We start from the raw sequence: 16,037 nt of genomic DNA on the forward strand, positions 1-16,037 counted from the left end.
GTTTCATTCGTGTCAGCACATGCTTATAAAAAGAAAAATCCTGTATGGGATTGGCTTACTACCGTTGACCATAAGAAGATCGGGATACTTTATCTCGCTTCCGGTGCTTTCTTCTTTCTACTCGGTGGTTTAGAAGCAATCTTACTGCGGGTGCAGTTGCTTTATCCAGAATTTGATTTTGTCGGAGCTGAAACATTTAATCAGCTGCTTACAATGCACGGTACTACAATGATTTTCCTGGCGGCCATGCCACTAGTATTTGGGTTTATGAACGCCATTGTTCCACTCCAAATTGGGGCGAGAGACGTTGCGTTTCCATTCGTAAACTCACTTGGCTTCTGGTTGTTCTCACTTGGTGGGGTGCTCTTAAACCTTGGTTGGTTCATGGGCGGTGCTCCCGATGCAGGTTGGACCGGATATGCGCCACTATCGACCACAAGTCCAGGGAACGGGGTTGACTTTTACGTTCTTGGACTTCAGATTTCAGGGATCGGAACGTTAATCGGGGGAATTAACTTCCTGGTCACCATTATTAACATGCGAGCTCCAGGTATGACATTTATGCGTATGCCGTTGTTCACATGGTCTAGTTTTATTACATCGGGTCTTATTCTTTTTGCTTTCCCTGCACTTACAATTGGTCTTGCACTACTTATGTTTGATCGTTTGTTTGGTTCTCAGTTCTTTGCAGCTGAAGCAGGCGGAAATCCGATTATTTACGAACATCTTTTCTGGATCTTTGGGCATCCGGAAGTTTACATCCTTGTTCTACCAGCTTTCGGTATATTCTCTGAAATCATTGCAACATTTGCAAGAAAGCGTCTGTTTGGTTATTCAGCAATGGTTTTCGCAACAGCTCTTATTGGTTTCTTAGGTTTCATGGTATGGGTTCACCATATGTTTACGGTTGGACTTGGTCCAATTGCAAACTCGATCTTTGCGGTTGCAACAATGTTAATTGCGGTTCCAACTGGTGTTAAAATCTTTAACTGGCTTTTCACTATGTGGGGAGGAAAAGTAAGTTTCCCGACGGCCAATTTATTTGCTGTTGGATTTATTCCTTCTTTCGTACTTGGTGGTATGACAGGGGTAATGTTAAGTGTGCCGCCTGCTGACTATCAATACCACGATAGTTACTTCGTAGTTGCTCACTTCCACTACGTAATCGTTGGTGGGGTAGTATTTGGTCTCTTTGCTGGTATGTACTACTGGTGGCCGAAAATTTTCGGTACATTACTAAATGAATTTTTAGGAAAGCTTCACTTCTGGCTATTCTTTATCGGCTTCCATCTAACATTCTTCCCGATGCATTTCCTAGGTCTTATGGGAATGCCGCGTCGAGTGTATACGTACCTTTCTGGTCAGAGCCTAGATGAGGCAAACTTTGCAGCAACGATCGGTGCTTTTTTGATGGGACTTGCAACGATCATCATGCTTTGGAACATTATTCAAACTTCAATTAAAGGCAAGAAAGCTGGGAATGATCCATGGGATGCTCGTACGCTTGAGTGGGCGATTGCATCACCAGCTCCAGAATACAACTTTGCTCAAACTCCACTCGTTCGTGGTCTTGATGCATGGTGGTTAGAAAAACGTGCTGGTAATAAGGCAATGATTGCAGCGGAGCCGCTCGATGATATTCATATGCCGGACTCCTCAATTCTTCCACTTGTTCTTTCTATCGGGTTGTTTATTGCAGCTCTTGCAGCAATGTACTCGAATTGGGTGATTGCGATCGGTGGCCTTGTGATTACGGCAGTAGCGATGATTCTACGCTCTGTCATTGATTATCACGGCTATCATATCCATAAGGAAGATCTGCCTGATGAAGGGAGGGAAGGCAAATGAAATCGAACGAAGCAATGACTAAGTTGCCTGCCAATCCAGAACGGGCTACGCTAGAAGGTAAAAATAAATTTCTTGGTTTCTGGTTCTTCCTCGGAGGCGAAACCGTGCTTTTCGCCTCGCTTTTTGGGGTATACTTAGGATTAAGGAATGCAACAAACGGTGGGGTTACATCGAATGAGCTGTTTGAACTTCCACTTGTTTTTATTGCGACAATGCTTTTGTTATCAAGTAGTTTAACATCGGTGTTTGCTACGATGGCACTTAAAACAAATCATTTTAAGCGTATGATTGGCTGGTTTGTGGTGACTGGACTTCTAGGCCTTGCTTTTCTAGGTCTTGAGATTTATGAGTTTAATCACTATGTACATGAATACGGTCATACGATTCAAAGTAGTGCATGGGGATCTGCTTTCTACACGTTAGTAGGTACTCACGGAGCTCACGTATTTGTAGGGATTTCCTGGATTACGATTCTTATTGTTCGTAATCTAAGAAGAGGGATGGACCTATATACGGCACCGAAATTTTATCTCTTTGCGCTTTACTGGCACTTTATTGACGTTGTATGGATTTTCATCTTTACAGTCGTTTACCTAATGGGAAAGGTGGGTTAATTTAATGGCACATCATGAAGGTCATGATACACTGTCAGAGCACGATCAAAGTCATCTCGACATTCATCACAAGATTGCTCATGAAAAGGAATTTAAGCAACAGATTGTTTCTTTTGCCATGATGATTTTCCTAACGATGATTGCATTTGTAGCTGTAGCAAGCGATGCAATCTCTGATGCTTTTACCGTTGTTTTCATCATGATTCTTGCAGGTATTCAGCTGGTATTTCAACTTTATATGTTTATGCATTTAAGCCATAAAGGTCACCAGTATCCAGCATGGGGAATATTCTTTGGAGTATTCGTAGCTGGTACGTGTGTAGTTGGCCTAATGGGCATGATTTGGTAATTGAAATGAAAGAGAAAGAAGCTGTTCACATGGAACAGCTTCTTTTTTTGCACAATAAAAAGCGCAGCAGAGTGCGCTTTATTATTAAAGTTTAAAATTAATTTTAATTAGACCAGCTTCTCTTGCTGAATTGAATGCGATTAGAAGAATCGGTCCAATAATGAAGCCCATAATACCAAGTAGCTTTAAGCCGATGTACATTGAAATGAGCGTAGACAGTGGAGAGAGTCCAATGTGACGGCCCATTACTTTAGGTTCTACCGTTCGGCGAATCACAAGCAAAACGACGGCGAGGATCGCCATTTGACTTCCCGTTGCAATGTCACCGGTAATTAAGTAATAAATAGCCCAAGGTCCGAGTATAACAATTGAACCAATAATTGGTATGAAATCAATCACCCAAATAATAAAGGCCATTAAAAGCGCTACTTTCGGAGTAATGAATAACAAGCCAATTAAACTAACGACAAAAATAATAATGCTCACAAGAAATTGCGCTTTAAAAAAACCAAAAATAACGTAAGATAAACGACTTGTCATAAATTGAACTTTCTCAGCCGTTTGGACAGATAAATAAGAATAAGATTTTTTCTTAAGTCTTGGTAAGTCCATTAAAAACAAGAAAAGTGCAATTAAATAGACAACAATACTAACTAGATAATTTGGAATGCCTGTAACAATGATGGTAATGATTTTTAAGTAATCAATGCTGCTGATTGTATCCTTCGTGTTTTCAAGGAATCGATCAACTTGATTGGTAAATTCCTGAACGAATTCAGGTGGGAAACTTTTTGAAACAGCTTCCATGTTTGATTCCATGTTATCCCACAACTGAGTAATGTTCTGTATGTACAGTGGGGAATTTTCGACTAACGCTATTCCTTCGGTAATCACCTTGGTTATAAGGAAGTAACCTAATAACGCAATGAGGATAACAAATAAAGTGAACACAATAATAACTGGAAAATACCGCTTCAGTTTCGTATTCTTTTGAATCAGTTTAACAGCTGGATCAAGGGCAAGGGCGCTGAGAAACGCGAGAATAAGAGGAATGGAGACGGGTAAGATCCAGAAAGCAAGCACTGCTAAAAGCGCAATGACCAATAATATTAGTAAGAATCGTTTTGTGAGGAACTTTGGCAATCTTGTTCTCCTTTCTAAGTCAAACCATCTTACTCTATTATAGTACGGACTTACACGCTTTACCAGTAGAGAGAAATGAATTATTTGACGAATAATTCATTTTCAGCCGTTCATATAATAGTAGGAGAGAATGGCTAGAGGGGGGAAAACATCATGAGAAAACCACTTCAACAAGGAAGCCTTTCCATCTCAGAAAACGTGATTGATTTCATTTTAGAAGTTGCGATAAAAGAGACAGAGGGGATCCATTCAATTGACGCTCCAGTTAAAAAAACGCTGAGGAAGATGGTTGGGAAAGGAAAGCGATCATCTTTCCAGTATGAAAACATGCAGGAAGATGGAGGATTAGCGTTAAAGGTCGAGGTAGCTATTGATTTTGGAGAAGTTATTCCATATACATGCTTCGTTCTCCAGGAACGAATTAAGAATGATGTTGAAAAAATGACTGGGTTACAGGTAGATGAAGTGAACGTTGTTGTTGCAAGCTTACACCTACAAGTGGATGATGAACAGGTATAGAGAAACTCCCTCCTTAGCAATGGAGGGAGTTTTCTTCTTATTTAGAAATGAACATTTGCGTCCAGTAATGGGCATATGAACCACCAGAGACGTAACCTACACCAATTTCAGTATATCCGGGGTTCAAGATGTTTTTTCGATGACCTTCACTATTCATCCATGCCTTTACAACTTCTTCAGGAGTAGCTTGCCCTGCAGCGATATTTTCACCGGCACTTCGATAGCTTACTCCGAAACTGTCAAGCATGTTAAATGGCGAGCCGTATGTCGGTGATTGATGTGAAAAATAATTTTTGTTTCTCATATCCGAGGATTTATATCTCGCGACTCTGGCAACTTGCCAATTCCATGTTAGCGGAGATAGGCCATTTTTTGCCCTTTCTTCATTTGTTAAGTCCATAACTTGTTGACCGACATCCTTTGATTTCTCGATGGATGGATTAGCGGTTGGTACGTTGACTTGATCACCAGGATAGATAAGATCTGGATTTTCAAAATGTGGATTGGCGCTAATAATTTCTGTAAGACCGATTCGATAGCGCTTCGAGATTTTCCATAACGTATCTCCAGATTCCACCGTATATGTAGTTTGACCAAGTGCCACATCTGGAAGGACTATCATCGTTACGAGAAGACTTGATAGTAGGAATAGCTTTTTCATTTGATCATCCCCTTTCCATCGTAGTTTGACCAGAAGCGAAAATAATCATTCCGAATAATTTAATCAATTATTTCATTTTAGTTTGGATAGGATAATAGGAGGTGTAATAAAGGTTATTCAACCAAGTAAACATTGCAACTACACTGCTCGTTATACTATTATTAAAGAGTGACCGTGTTGTGAATTACAAAGGAGGCAAATGAATTATGAAATTTGATAAGACTGGTCTTGAATCTACGATCGTTCAATTTCCGATTCTCGATCACATCATGCATGAAAACGGTTTAGTTCTTGCTGGGCAGTGGGATTATGAGCGCGTTACATATGATTATAAGTTTGAGGATATGACAAACGGTGATGTTTACTATCTTCGAGTACCTGGGGTTGCAGTCGAAGGTATGGTTGATTCCTCTTATGCTGTCATTAAATTAGGCAAGCCTTATGTTGGAAAGCATTACTACCCACATGGCGTAGAGTATGATGAAGAATTTCCAGAAACAATTCTTAACACATGCTATAAGAAACTCGAAATTCTTCGTGATCAATTAGGTTCAGCTCTTCAAAGAAGCATGGTTTCAGTAGGGGATATCGCCCAATATGTTACACCAACTAAACCATCTGATAGCGTTGCTGAAGCAGCTGCTATTATGAAGAAGGAAAACGTAACGATCGTGCCTGTGTGTGATGGAGAAGACTTGGTAGGTATTGTAACGGATCGTGCAATTGCGGTTGGTGGATTTGCCGATAATCAAGCAGGAATGACGAAAGTGGAAGAGCTTTTAGAAAAGCCATCAATGACACTTTCTCCAGATATGAAACCTGAGCAAGCAGCAGACTTAATGAATGAGTCGCGCTTAACAGAAGCTATTGTCGTAGACGGAGAGCGTTTTGTGGGGATTGTTTCCTATTTCCATTTGAAAGAAAAAATGAACGCATAAAAAAGAAGAGCCTGGTGCTCTTTTTTTTTGTCTTGATTAAGAGAAACGAACGATCGCCATGAAGCAGAGTGTAGTCAGGAGAGTACCAGTCTAATCGTTGCAGTTTCTATAATGGATAAGGCATAATAGATACAACGAAATGGAGGCGACTGTCCTATGAAAAATGTCCTTCGGTTCGCTTTGCTAATTGTTGTGATCGTCATTGGAATAGACGTTTACGACAAAATCGAGTGGCGTAACATCGGCACAGAAGTTGAACGAATCATTAACGAAGAGAAATTTGTGTTGGAAAACACGACAGAAGATGTGAAGCAGGAAGAGTCAATAGCGAAAGATGAACCACTACCTGAGCTAACAGGCATCGAAAAATGGGTAGGCCAAGAAGTTGATACAATGAAATCGAATCTGGGTGAACCTGATCGAATTGACCCTAGTTCTTACGGATATGAGTGGTGGATCTATGAACAGTCTAACTCAGCTTATTTACAAATTGGTGTAGAAGAAAATCGAGTTGTCACGGTCTTTTTTATGGGAGATGTGGATGCTGGAGAGAGATACCCAATGGGAGAACAGGCTTCTACTATTTTCAAGGATGAAGCACCTCAAAAGGAAATTTCCGTGAAATTTGATGCTTATGACTATCGTTTTCAATTAACAAAAGAAGAACAGCAGCTAAAACCGTTAGTGGCGATTCACGAAGGATTATTTGCCCAATATTATTTTGATAAATTTAATGGAAGCTTGCGTGCGGTTAGAATTGCAGAGCCCGGAGTTCTCGTTAAACAAAGACCATATGCCGTTTCTTATCGCGGTGGATTGCTAGAGCCCAAAGAGTTATCAGAAGAAGAATGGCAGGGCGTTCAGACGGCGATGGAAAAGCAAATACATGCAATGACAAATGTCCTTCGTAACCTTTCAGATAAAAAACCACTTGGTTATAACGATAAAGTGGCCAATGTGGCGTTTGGTCATAGCAAAGATATGGAAGAGAATAATTATTTTTCACATACTTCTCCATCTGAAGGAGAGCTTTCCGATCGTTTAAAGGAAGGAGACGTGCTTTATAGTTATGCAGGAGAAAACATCGCAGCCAGATATCCTGATGCAGGAGCTGCGATGATTGGTTGGTTGAACAGTAAAGGACATCGCGAAGCGCTTCTTAATGAAGAATTTACTGAAATTGGTGTTGGGGTTTTCCGCTACTATTATACTCAGAATTTTATTAAACCTTTCTAGGAATAACGATAAAATTACCGGTCGCAGTGGCCACGATCGTACCATCATCACGGTAGACGTTCGCTTTTATGACCCATCTCGTATGGCTTTTAAAAACGATATGGGAGCGGCATCTTAATTCATTGCCATCGCCTTTAGATAGGAAGTGGATGTTCATCTCAGATGTCACTGCTGCCTGATCAGAAGGAAGTGATTGGTGAACAAGTGAGCCCATCGCAATATCAATTAAGGATGCCGTGATGCCTCCATGAACCATTTGAAGAGGATTATGCACAAGGTCTCGAACGGGTATGATGCTTTCGTATGTATTTTCATCGAGAAGCTTGCTCTTAATTCCCATTAACCCAGCTAAATACGTCTTATACTCATTTCTTTGTTTCTTTAGCACGCCTTCTAATAATGAATAGAGAGCGCTTTTTTCATTTTCATCTGCCTCAGCTAGGATTTCTGAAAAAAATTGAAGTAGTTGCTGGTCTTCCATATAAGCACCATTCCTTTTGACAAGTTATCGTTTCTATTAGTTTATCAATAAAGGTCTCATTCACCAATAAATAGGCGCACAATTGTTAAAAGTCTAATTATGATGTAGTAAGACCATTTAGGTTTCATGGAAGTGGAGGTGGCGAATTTGCCTGAAGCAAAAGAAAAGGGAAGTCAAAAAGTTCAGGAATTTAAAACGTTCGTCAAAGCTCATCCTCATGTACTAAAAAAAGTGAAGCAGAAGGAAAAAACGCTTCAAGAGTTGTTTGAGGAGTGGATGCTTTTTGGTGAAGAGGATCCAAGCTGGTATGAAGAAAATCAAGAAGAAGATCAAGAAGATCGAGAAGCAACTAATGAAAAAGGGATAGGTAGCATGCTTGGGGCGATTAAACAAATGAATTTTGAAGAGGTTCAAAAAGGGATTGAACAATTCAGCGGTGCCGTATATTCAATTCAAGAGGTGTTGTCCCAATTTCGTAAACCAAAGTCACAGCCTCCTTACTCCCAATCCCATTCTCCTTTCCCGTTTCGACATGACTAGGGGGAGATGCAATGCGTGAGGAAGTACAGGAGTTTTTAGCCAATCGTCAGGATCTTGTTTTTTTTCTAAGGAATCAGCCTGTTTGGTATCGCCGTTTAAGTAGAGAACCATATGCGTTAAAAGAGTTTGAAGAAGCATCAAAAACATTCTACGGTCAGACGTTTCCGCAAAAAGTTGACCGTTTCCAGAACCAATTAAACATGGTGAATATGATGCTTGCTTTAATGACCCAATTAAAAAATTAGGGTCTTTTTTTATTATTCTTTTCACTCGTGGGCACACTTAGGAAAGAAGGGGTGTGGATGCATATGGTTGTTAAGCGTTTAGGAAGGCATCTGATGGTCATTGCTTTAATGATTAGCTGTTGTGTACCAGTTGTTGGGTTCAGTCAAGCACTGCAAGAAAATGTCTCAGCTAAAGAGAACACAGAGCCAGTTGTATTGAATCATCGTGTGAAAGGGTCAGACGTTTTTATTGAGTGTTTGATTCCAAATTTTTCATTTGACGATGGGAATATGACAAAAGAGTATCATGGATACTTAGACATCTATCTTGATGGTGAAAAGTATCAAACGGTTGACCGAGCCGCGTTTGTTATACGTAACTTACCTGAAGGAAAGCATTCGATTCGTCTTGATATTATGCGGGAAGACGGTGGGCGGTATTTATCGTTAAAAGAAATGAAAGTGGAAATAAAATAAGCCTCTATTAGGAGGCTTATGGTTAAGATATTTGCTTAAATGGCGTTGTTGGCGGGACGATAGGTGGAAACTGCTCTTGTAAATAGTTGAAAATCAATTTCTCAACTTCAATTCCCTGGTGGACAAGTGCTTGATTACCAAATAAACAGTTGAATTCCAAAAAGTAATACTTTCCATTAGAACAAACCACATCAAAACCGGCATGATTAATCCCAAGCGCTTTTGCGGTCTGATCAACTAACTGGAGCGCTTCTTCAGGAATATCATGGAAAGAAAGTTTGCCACCTTGTGCGACGTTATTTAGAAATGATTCGCCTCCAACACGCCAATAGGCTGATACAACAGAATTTCCAACATAAACCACGCGTAGATCTTTCTCAATTGGTAAATATTCTTGCACATAGAGCACCTCATTGCGCTCTGCATATGCATGGAATTCTTCTTCTGTTCGAATCAAAAAGACACCATTTCCCATTGAGCTTCTAACTTCTTTTGCGACAAAAGGGAAAGGGAACGTATTTAGAATGCGTTCAATTGACTCGTTAGAACGTCCTGCAATTTCGGTATAAGGCATAAGATCTGGAGAAAGGGACCAAAAAGCTCTTGTCATTTCGATTTTATCGAAGCCAAGTTGAATTGATTGGATCGAAGGGAAAATCTTTTTATTTAATCCATAAACAAGAGAATTCACCTGCCACTTTTCTGGAAAAAGCAGTACATCTGCTTCTCTAATTGCATGAATATCTTTAAACATATGATCAGGTTTAATGTAAGATACGCCTGACATACCAAGAGTTCGAAACGGATTGAACGTAATAAGTTTCACAGTTTTCTTTGTCTTCCTTTCTTAGATGAAAACACATAAATCTAGAAAATTATAGATCCGATTACATAAAAAGTCAATAACCAAATCGTGGGTATTCACTTTACTACTATAGTAGAGGACTGGTCAGGGGGTTCCTAAAAGTGGTAAGATAAGGGTGGAGGTGTAGGTATGATTGCTACTCTAGATAGTGTTATGATTTTAGATCAGGCTGAAGAGCTTGGATTTTTGATAAAAGATTCAGAAGTAGCTCATGAATATCATGAGGCTAGGAAGCAGTTATCAAAAGATCGGGAGGCGCAGCGTTTAATTAAACGCTTCACGGAAATGAAAGAACTTTATGATGAGGTTCAGCGTTTCGGGCGTTATCATCCTGACTTTATGACGATTACTGTAAAAGTACGTGAAGCGAAGCGAGATATGGACCTTCACGAAGCGGTAGCGGCATTTAAGAAAGCGGAGACAGAACTTGAAGGTCTTCTTGTAGAGGTTTGTTCTCTATTAGCTGGTGAAGTATCTCCGTCTATTAAAGTTCCTTCCGGAAATCCTTTCTTTGATAACCAATCGTGTGGTGGAGGCTGCGGCTCAGGCGGCAGTTGCGGTTGTGGATAACCAGAGCATTTGCTCTGGTTTTTCAATTTCGAAACCGAATGCAGTCGGGACAGAGGTTCCCGCAACAAAACATCTTTTCTTGAGGTACTAAAAATCGCACGCGATAAACAAGCAGCTGCTCTTCTTCACGTACGAAGGAATATTCCATCCTTAACTGCTTTCCTCGCATGCTTTTAGCAGCTTCCAATTTAATTAACATCTCAATCTCAGCTTTTCGAATATTCGAATTTACTGTAAGATAGAGAAAGGGAATACCGGTTATGGTTTGTTTTGAAACGGTGTTCACATAAGTTGATTCGGCCAGTCGATTTAGAAATGGATTCCATATCTCATTAAGATTCATTTTAGAGCATCCTTTCTTAAAGACGGTCTCCTAATATCGTAACTGAATCATCATCAAATGACCACTCCGTTTAAGAGTGGAGTTCATAAGTAAAGGGGAAACGCGTCATGTTTGTAGAACGGGTTGGCCTAGCAGTCTATATTCAGTCACTAAAGCATGCCAAACAGCTAAGAAGGTTTGGAAATGTTCACTACGTTTCCTCAAAACAAAAGTATGTCGTGATTTATATTAATCTCGATCAATTGGAAACAACGAAAGAGCGCCTGAACTCTCTTCACTTTGTTAAGAGAGTGGAGCCATCAAAGCGTCCAGAGGTGCAAACTGAATATCAGAACGCTAAGCCTGATAAAGCAAAACAATATGATTACAAAATGGGTCTCTAAAAAGCTAATCCTTTTAAGAGGCTTTTTTTATGTTCTTTTTTAAATAAACCAGTCCTAAACGGTTGATTATTTCGGCAACCGAAGTATATAATGGTCGAATTAAAGGAAGTGACATGGTGGAGAATTGGAAACGAAATGTATGGATTTTGTTTGGTAGTCAATTTTTAGTCCTAGGTGCCATGACGATGATCATGCCATTTCTCCCTTTATACGTGCAAGAACTCGGTGTAGAAGGGGAAAGTCAAATTAGCCTCTGGTCAGGCGTCATTTTCGGAGCGAATTTTTTAACAGCATTTTTATTTTCACCATTCTGGGGACGTATGGCAGATCGACATGGACGAAAGCTAATGCTTCTTCGTTCTGGCTTCGGTATGGCAATCGTTATTATTTTAACCGGATTTGCCACAGGTCCCTGGTCTTTACTTGGTTTACGTTTGCTTAATGGGGTTGTTTCAGGGTTTATCCCTGCTGCAATTGCACTTGTTGCAACAAATACACCAAAAGAGCACGTTGGGTACGCGCTCGGTACGCTAAATTCAGGAGCGGTTGCAGGTGCCATTTGTGGTCCTTTATTTGGAGGATTAATGGCAGAAACGTTTGGCTTTCGGATGATTTTTAATATTACTGGTATTGTTATTTTACTTGCAGCATTTGTTGTATTATTTCTAGTAAAAGAAGAGAAGAAACCAGAACCCTCCGCCAAAAATGAGAAAAGCAACGCGATAAAAGATTTCAAAAAAGTAACGGTGCATTCTCCTATGCTATCTCTAATGCTCGTCGGTTTTCTTGTACAGTTTGCGCTTCTTGGTATGAATCCACTCATTCCTCTTTTTGTACAGCAGCTTACAGCAGGAGGAAATGTGGCTTTATTTGCAGGTATAGCCGCTTCTGTCATGGGAGTAGCCAATATGCTAGCTTCACCTAAACTTGGAAAAGTTGGAGATCGTAAAGGCTCTCATCACGTTCTCTATTACTCGTTAATAGGGGCTGCGATCTTTTCTATCCCTCAGGCGTTTGTTCAAGAACTTTGGCAATTAATTGCTCTTCGCTTTTTATTAGGGTTATGTATTGGCGGATTGCTTCCTTCAGTCAATTCGTTAGTTAAAACGCTATCGCCTGCTGGCATGGAAAGTAGAACGTATAGCTTCTCGAATAGCGCGGTGTATTTAGGAAACTTACTTGGACCTATAACGGGGGGAGCCATTGTCGCGTTGGTTGGGACAAGAGGTCTGTTTTTATTTGCAGGGATCATATTGTTAATCAGCGTAGCGTATGTAAAAAGAAAAGTTCTCCCAATCCTTGATCGGAAACGCACTGTTTATGAAGCAAAAGAAATCCCATCATAAAAGCAGGAGCCATTGGCTCCTGCTTTTGTTTATTCTATGAAATTACTGAAGTGGAGGAATTAAGTTATTTAAGCGAAGTATCCCAATAATATAATTGAAATAAAGATCTACTTCGTTAAACTCACTTGAAGGTTTCACTTCAATAGGGATGATTGGCGTCTCAATCTCATTGCTTAATGCTTCGAATAGTTCCTGGCGCTGTACAGAAGGCTCTTTTGCAGGAATCCCTTCTCTAGATATGTAAAGAGGCTGTAGGTTTCCTTCTCCAGCAGGTTTTAAGACGACTACTGGTGATAAAACCTCCCTGTTATTTTTAGTGGTTTTAAGTACGAGTAAACGGTGAACGCGATGTGAATTCGTTCTTGCAAGTTCAACTAATTCATATATATCAGAATAGCCTTCACCAAGCTCGATAAAGCGTTGAATCATGTTGTCATTCTCCTTTCCTTTAAATCAGAAATCCAATCATAATGTAGCATGAATCCTTTATGATGGAAAGGATGAAGCGTTTGCATTAGAATGAAAGAAAGGAGGTTCTTCTATGGGCTCGATTCTGCTTCTGGTTGGTTTAGTAGGTGGGTTGCTTTATCTGTACTGGAGAGGAAGACATGCTAAAGAGGAAACCGTCGATAAAAAGTTGATTCAGGGTTTGATTATCACAGACATTCTTGCTGCACTTGTGTTGCATGGTGTCATAACAGCTGCGGAGGCTGAAATGCTTTCAGAGCAATCTCTATCAGAGGTAGAAAATTATTTGTTTAATCATACGAGTATTACAGAAGGATCATTTAGCGACTGGGTTCACCACGGTTGGCATGGTGTGCAGGTTGATGCACTTGACATTGATCCTGGCTAAAGTGAGAAACCTCTTTTGATCTGTTTCGATAAAAAAACCCGCAGGATTTCCTGCGGGTGCCTTAAGCTATGAAGCTAAGGCAAATGGGAGAGGAGAAACCGGAGGAAGAACTTATGGGGAAACGTAAGTCTTCTTCCGCGGTTGGCAACATCGTTATGAACGATGCTACTACGTTTAGTATCACCATCCCAAAAACGTTTATACATGGATTTTAGCTTTCTCTTTTTTTGTGGTAGGATAAGTAGGAATATGGAAACGATAAGGTTGTGAGAGAGATGCGTATAATTGCAGGAGAATGTAAAGGAAGGCAAATTAAGCCTGTCCCTGGAACTTCTACAAGACCAACAACAGATAAAGTAAGAGAATCAATTTATAACATCATTGGCCCATTTTTTGAAGGTGGTTTCGCTCTTGATTTGTATGGAGGTAGTGGAGCGCTAGGCATTGAAGCTTTAAGTCGTGGTATTGAAAAATGTGTGTTTGTGGATCGAGAAAGTAAGGCGATTGAAACAATCAAATGGAATTTAGAGCAAACGAATTTTACGGAATCCGCTGAAGTATTTCGGAATGATTCAAAGCGTGCGCTAAAAGCTCTTCAAAAACGAGAGGTTAAATTTTCACTTGTTTTATTAGACCCTCCCTATCATAAAGAGCAAATCTTGCACGACCTTGAAAAGCTCACGGCTTATCATTTGTTAGACGATCAAGCAACGATTGTCGTTGAACACAAAAAAGAAGTGACGCTTCCAGAATTCTATGCGGGATTGCGAATGATTCGTGAAGAAACGTATAGCGGAAAAACAACAATATCCATTTATACATATGAACAGTTGCGTGTTGAGGAGGAGAAATAGTCATGGCAAAAATTGCAGTATGCCCAGGTAGTTTTGATCCAGTAACTTTTGGTCACCTGGATATTATTAAACGAGGTGCAAGAGTGTTTGATGATATTAAAGTTGTTGTGCTTAATAATCAGAGTAAATCCACGTTATTCTCAGTAGAAGAGCGTGTAGCTTTGTTAAAAGAAGCAACAAAAGACATTCCGAACGTTACCGTTGATTCTCATCACGGCCTTTTAATTGAGTATGCTAAAAAAGTTGAGGCGTCAACGATCTTACGCGGATTGCGTGCGGTATCTGATTTTGAATATGAAATGAAAATTGCTTCAATTAACCGAAAACTAGAAGATGAAATTGAAACGTTCTTTATGATGACCAACAATCAATACTCCTTTTTAAGCTCAAGTATTGTAAAAGAAATTGCAAAATACCATGCACCTGTCTCAGATCTAGTACCTGAGATCGTTGAAAGTGCTCTCAGACAAAAGTATGCAGAATCCCCGTTAAGTTAACGGGGGTCTTTTTTCTACTTAGATATTCGTTGATTCCCAGCACGGTAAGTAACAAGGATAATAAATGTAAGTAATGACAAAAGGGTGATCCAGGAACCTGTTTGCGTAAGAAAAGAATAGACGTTTTCAATAAAAGAGGGGGCATCTTCTCGATTTAAAACTGGAAGAGAGCCATTACCTGAAGATAAATAATCTAAATAAATAGGTTTCCAAATGACAAGTGTAAGAAAAGCTGCGAAAAAGCCATGAAGTAACCTTGCGAAAAAAAACGGCTTGAACCGAATGTCGGTATCTGCCAAAATACTTGCTACCTGTGCCTGAACGGAAAATCCATTAAAAGCCAAAATGAAGCTGGTAACGATCGCTTGAGCAAGAAGTGTTGTAGAGCTTTCACTTGCTAGTCTGCTTCCGAGCGTAATTTCAAACATTCCAGAAAGTAATGGGATATCGAGCTCAGGTGATAGCTGTAACAGTAGTAAGATGGAACGAATTACTCCTGCAAGTATAGCAGCGATTCCAATCACTCCGAGTAGCTCATTTAAAACAGAAAACAGAATGATGAAGCCACCAACCATTAATAGTGTTTTAATTGAAGAATGAACAGCATCTCCCATCATTTTTCCAAATGGCCTTGGATCTATAAGTCGTGTTTGATGGAGAGCGGTAAAAGCAAGTCCGATCCGCGACTCAGAGGAGCGAATCATTTCAGTAGGTTGAGCGTCTTCAGGGTGATGAAAACGCATCACGAACCCAACTAAAATATTACCTGTGTAGTGGGCGATCGCTAATATAACGCCAAGGGCAGGATTATGGAAAAAACCAACTGCAACAGCGGCGAAAATAAAAAGCGGGTTTGAGCAGTTCGTAAACGAAACAAGGCGTTCTCCTTCAATAGCAGTGATGTCATTATTTTGACGAAGATGAGCGGTATACTTCGCCCCTGCAGGGAAGCCTGAGGCGATGCCCATTGCAAATACAAAAGCTCCTGAACCCGGTACACGAAAAAGGGGTCTCATCAAAGGTTCTAGTATAATGCCAATAAATCGAACAACGCCGATGCCGATTAGGAGTTCAGAGATAATAAAAAAGGGTAATAAAGATGGGAAGACTATATTCCACCACATGGATAAGCCGCTTTTGGATGCCTCTAGTGTATGATCAGGAAATATAATAACGGCGAGAGCAACGAACGTCACGGACGTTGCAAGCATTATCGTTTTCATTACTTGAACGTTCACAGTTCCATTCCTCCCACTTCTCAAATCATGAGTAGTTAACGAAAAAAGATTCTCT

22 protein-coding genes are annotated in these 16,037 nt (G+C 40.1%); 15 read left to right on the forward strand and 7 right to left on the reverse strand.

Going from position 1 to position 16,037, the window contains the following annotated elements:
- Positions 1 to 9: 9 nt before the first annotated feature.
- From ctaD to LCL91_RS02230, 3 genes are read left to right on the forward strand one after another with little or no spacing between them, the layout of a single operon-like run.
- Positions 10 to 1,848 (forward strand): cytochrome c oxidase subunit I, encoded by a 1,839-nt coding sequence (ctaD, locus tag LCL91_RS02220; RefSeq protein WP_224879586.1) that lies wholly within the window; start codon positions 10 to 12, stop codon positions 1,846 to 1,848.
- Positions 1,845 to 2,462 (forward strand): cytochrome c oxidase subunit 3, encoded by a 618-nt coding sequence (locus LCL91_RS02225; protein ID WP_224879589.1) that lies wholly within the window; start codon positions 1,845 to 1,847, stop codon positions 2,460 to 2,462. The genes ctaD and LCL91_RS02225 overlap by 4 nt, the downstream gene beginning before the upstream one ends.
- 4 nt (positions 2,463 to 2,466) lie before the next feature.
- On the forward strand, positions 2,467 to 2,811 hold the full coding sequence (locus LCL91_RS02230) for a cytochrome C oxidase subunit IV family protein (protein WP_160919230.1): 345 nt from the start codon (positions 2,467 to 2,469) through the stop codon (positions 2,809 to 2,811).
- Positions 2,812 to 2,895: 84 nt separating this feature from the next.
- On the opposite strand, the gene ytvI is transcribed toward LCL91_RS02230, so the two are convergent.
- The gene (gene ytvI / locus LCL91_RS02235) at positions 2,896 to 3,954 is read right to left on the reverse strand and encodes a sporulation integral membrane protein YtvI (RefSeq protein WP_224879591.1); all 1,059 of its coding nucleotides are present in this window, start codon (positions 3,952 to 3,954) and stop codon (positions 2,896 to 2,898) included.
- Between the two features lie 153 nt (positions 3,955 to 4,107).
- Between ytvI and LCL91_RS02240 the strand changes: the two genes are divergently transcribed.
- Positions 4,108 to 4,473 (forward strand): Asp23/Gls24 family envelope stress response protein, encoded by a 366-nt coding sequence (locus LCL91_RS02240; RefSeq protein WP_224879593.1) that lies wholly within the window; start codon positions 4,108 to 4,110, stop codon positions 4,471 to 4,473.
- A gap of 37 nt (positions 4,474 to 4,510) precedes the next feature.
- Here LCL91_RS02240 and safA read toward each other — a convergent pair whose 3' ends face one another.
- Complete coding sequence (gene safA / locus LCL91_RS02245; protein ID WP_224879595.1) at positions 4,511 to 5,134, reverse strand: SafA/ExsA family spore coat assembly protein; 624 nt, start codon at positions 5,132 to 5,134, stop codon at positions 4,511 to 4,513.
- Between the two features lie 206 nt (positions 5,135 to 5,340).
- Between safA and LCL91_RS22160 the strand changes: the two genes are divergently transcribed.
- Positions 5,341 to 6,072, forward strand: a complete 732-nt coding sequence (locus LCL91_RS22160; protein ID WP_369522932.1) for a YugN family protein — start codon at positions 5,341 to 5,343, stop codon at positions 6,070 to 6,072.
- 156 nt (positions 6,073 to 6,228) lie between these two features.
- The gene (locus LCL91_RS02260; RefSeq protein WP_224879598.1) at positions 6,229 to 7,308 is read left to right on the forward strand and encodes a CAP domain-containing protein; all 1,080 of its coding nucleotides are present in this window, start codon (positions 6,229 to 6,231) and stop codon (positions 7,306 to 7,308) included.
- On the opposite strand, the gene LCL91_RS02265 is transcribed toward LCL91_RS02260, so the two are convergent.
- Positions 7,295 to 7,789 (reverse strand): PaaI family thioesterase, encoded by a 495-nt coding sequence (locus LCL91_RS02265; RefSeq protein ID WP_224879600.1) that lies wholly within the window; start codon positions 7,787 to 7,789, stop codon positions 7,295 to 7,297. The genes LCL91_RS02260 and LCL91_RS02265 overlap by 14 nt on opposite strands.
- 147 nt (positions 7,790 to 7,936) lie before the next feature.
- Here LCL91_RS02265 and ylbD point away from each other — a divergent pair, with 147 nt between their 5' ends.
- The 3 genes from ylbD (at position 7,937) to LCL91_RS02280 (ending at position 9,030) form a co-directional block, all read left to right on the forward strand.
- The gene (gene ylbD / locus LCL91_RS02270; RefSeq protein ID WP_224879602.1) at positions 7,937 to 8,329 is read left to right on the forward strand and encodes a YlbD family protein; all 393 of its coding nucleotides are present in this window, start codon (positions 7,937 to 7,939) and stop codon (positions 8,327 to 8,329) included.
- A gap of 11 nt (positions 8,330 to 8,340) precedes the next feature.
- Positions 8,341 to 8,574, forward strand: a complete 234-nt coding sequence (locus LCL91_RS02275) for a YlbE-like family protein (protein ID WP_098443268.1) — start codon at positions 8,341 to 8,343, stop codon at positions 8,572 to 8,574.
- A gap of 63 nt (positions 8,575 to 8,637) precedes the next feature.
- Positions 8,638 to 9,030 carry a hypothetical protein gene (locus tag LCL91_RS02280; RefSeq protein WP_224879605.1) on the forward strand — a complete coding sequence of 131 codons (393 nt, stop codon included), beginning with the start codon at positions 8,638 to 8,640 and terminating at the stop codon, positions 9,028 to 9,030.
- A gap of 22 nt (positions 9,031 to 9,052) precedes the next feature.
- Here LCL91_RS02280 and LCL91_RS02285 read toward each other — a convergent pair whose 3' ends face one another.
- The gene (locus LCL91_RS02285; protein ID WP_224879607.1) at positions 9,053 to 9,856 is read right to left on the reverse strand and encodes an ATP-grasp domain-containing protein; all 804 of its coding nucleotides are present in this window, start codon (positions 9,854 to 9,856) and stop codon (positions 9,053 to 9,055) included.
- A 168-nt stretch (positions 9,857 to 10,024) separates the two neighbouring features.
- Here LCL91_RS02285 and LCL91_RS02290 point away from each other — a divergent pair, with 168 nt between their 5' ends.
- Positions 10,025 to 10,465: a YlbF family regulator gene (locus LCL91_RS02290; RefSeq protein ID WP_098443271.1), complete on the forward strand. Its 441-nt coding sequence runs from the start codon at positions 10,025 to 10,027 to the stop codon at positions 10,463 to 10,465.
- A 22-nt stretch (positions 10,466 to 10,487) separates the two neighbouring features.
- On the opposite strand, the gene LCL91_RS02295 is transcribed toward LCL91_RS02290, so the two are convergent.
- Positions 10,488 to 10,808 (reverse strand): hypothetical protein, encoded by a 321-nt coding sequence (locus LCL91_RS02295; protein ID WP_098443272.1) that lies wholly within the window; start codon positions 10,806 to 10,808, stop codon positions 10,488 to 10,490.
- 107 nt (positions 10,809 to 10,915) lie between these two features.
- On the opposite strand from LCL91_RS02295, the gene LCL91_RS02300 reads away from it, so the two are divergent.
- Both LCL91_RS02300 and LCL91_RS02305 read left to right on the forward strand, forming a co-directional pair.
- The gene (locus tag LCL91_RS02300) at positions 10,916 to 11,191 is read left to right on the forward strand and encodes a YlbG family protein (RefSeq protein ID WP_098443273.1); all 276 of its coding nucleotides are present in this window, start codon (positions 10,916 to 10,918) and stop codon (positions 11,189 to 11,191) included.
- A gap of 116 nt (positions 11,192 to 11,307) precedes the next feature.
- Positions 11,308 to 12,537, forward strand: coding sequence for an MFS transporter (locus LCL91_RS02305; RefSeq protein WP_224879609.1), 1,230 nt, complete (start codon positions 11,308 to 11,310; stop codon positions 12,535 to 12,537).
- A gap of 42 nt (positions 12,538 to 12,579) precedes the next feature.
- Here the strand turns inward: LCL91_RS02305 and LCL91_RS02310 are convergent, their stop codons facing one another.
- A complete protein-coding gene (locus LCL91_RS02310) occupies positions 12,580 to 12,966 on the reverse strand; it encodes a DUF7147 family protein (RefSeq protein WP_224879612.1) in 387 nt (128 codons plus the stop codon).
- 112 nt (positions 12,967 to 13,078) lie between these two features.
- Here LCL91_RS02310 and LCL91_RS02315 point away from each other — a divergent pair, with 112 nt between their 5' ends.
- The 3 genes from LCL91_RS02315 (at position 13,079) to coaD (ending at position 14,744) form a co-directional block, all read left to right on the forward strand.
- On the forward strand, positions 13,079 to 13,393 hold the full coding sequence (locus tag LCL91_RS02315) for a hypothetical protein (protein ID WP_224879614.1): 315 nt from the start codon (positions 13,079 to 13,081) through the stop codon (positions 13,391 to 13,393).
- Between the two features lie 266 nt (positions 13,394 to 13,659).
- Positions 13,660 to 14,247, forward strand: coding sequence for a 16S rRNA (guanine(966)-N(2))-methyltransferase RsmD (gene rsmD / locus LCL91_RS02320; RefSeq protein ID WP_224879616.1), 588 nt, complete (start codon positions 13,660 to 13,662; stop codon positions 14,245 to 14,247).
- Positions 14,248 to 14,249: 2 nt separating this feature from the next.
- A complete protein-coding gene (coaD, locus tag LCL91_RS02325) occupies positions 14,250 to 14,744 on the forward strand; it encodes a pantetheine-phosphate adenylyltransferase (RefSeq protein WP_098443278.1) in 495 nt (164 codons plus the stop codon).
- A 14-nt stretch (positions 14,745 to 14,758) separates the two neighbouring features.
- Here the strand turns inward: coaD and ylbJ are convergent, their stop codons facing one another.
- The gene (gene ylbJ / locus LCL91_RS02330; protein ID WP_224879618.1) at positions 14,759 to 15,982 is read right to left on the reverse strand and encodes a sporulation integral membrane protein YlbJ; all 1,224 of its coding nucleotides are present in this window, start codon (positions 15,980 to 15,982) and stop codon (positions 14,759 to 14,761) included.
- Between the last annotated feature and the right edge of the window lie 55 nt (positions 15,983 to 16,037).

Source organism: Guptibacillus hwajinpoensis, from assembly GCF_020171785.1.
In the GTDB taxonomy this organism is placed as follows: Bacteria; Bacillota; Bacilli; order Bacillales; family Guptibacillaceae; genus Guptibacillus; species Guptibacillus sedimenti.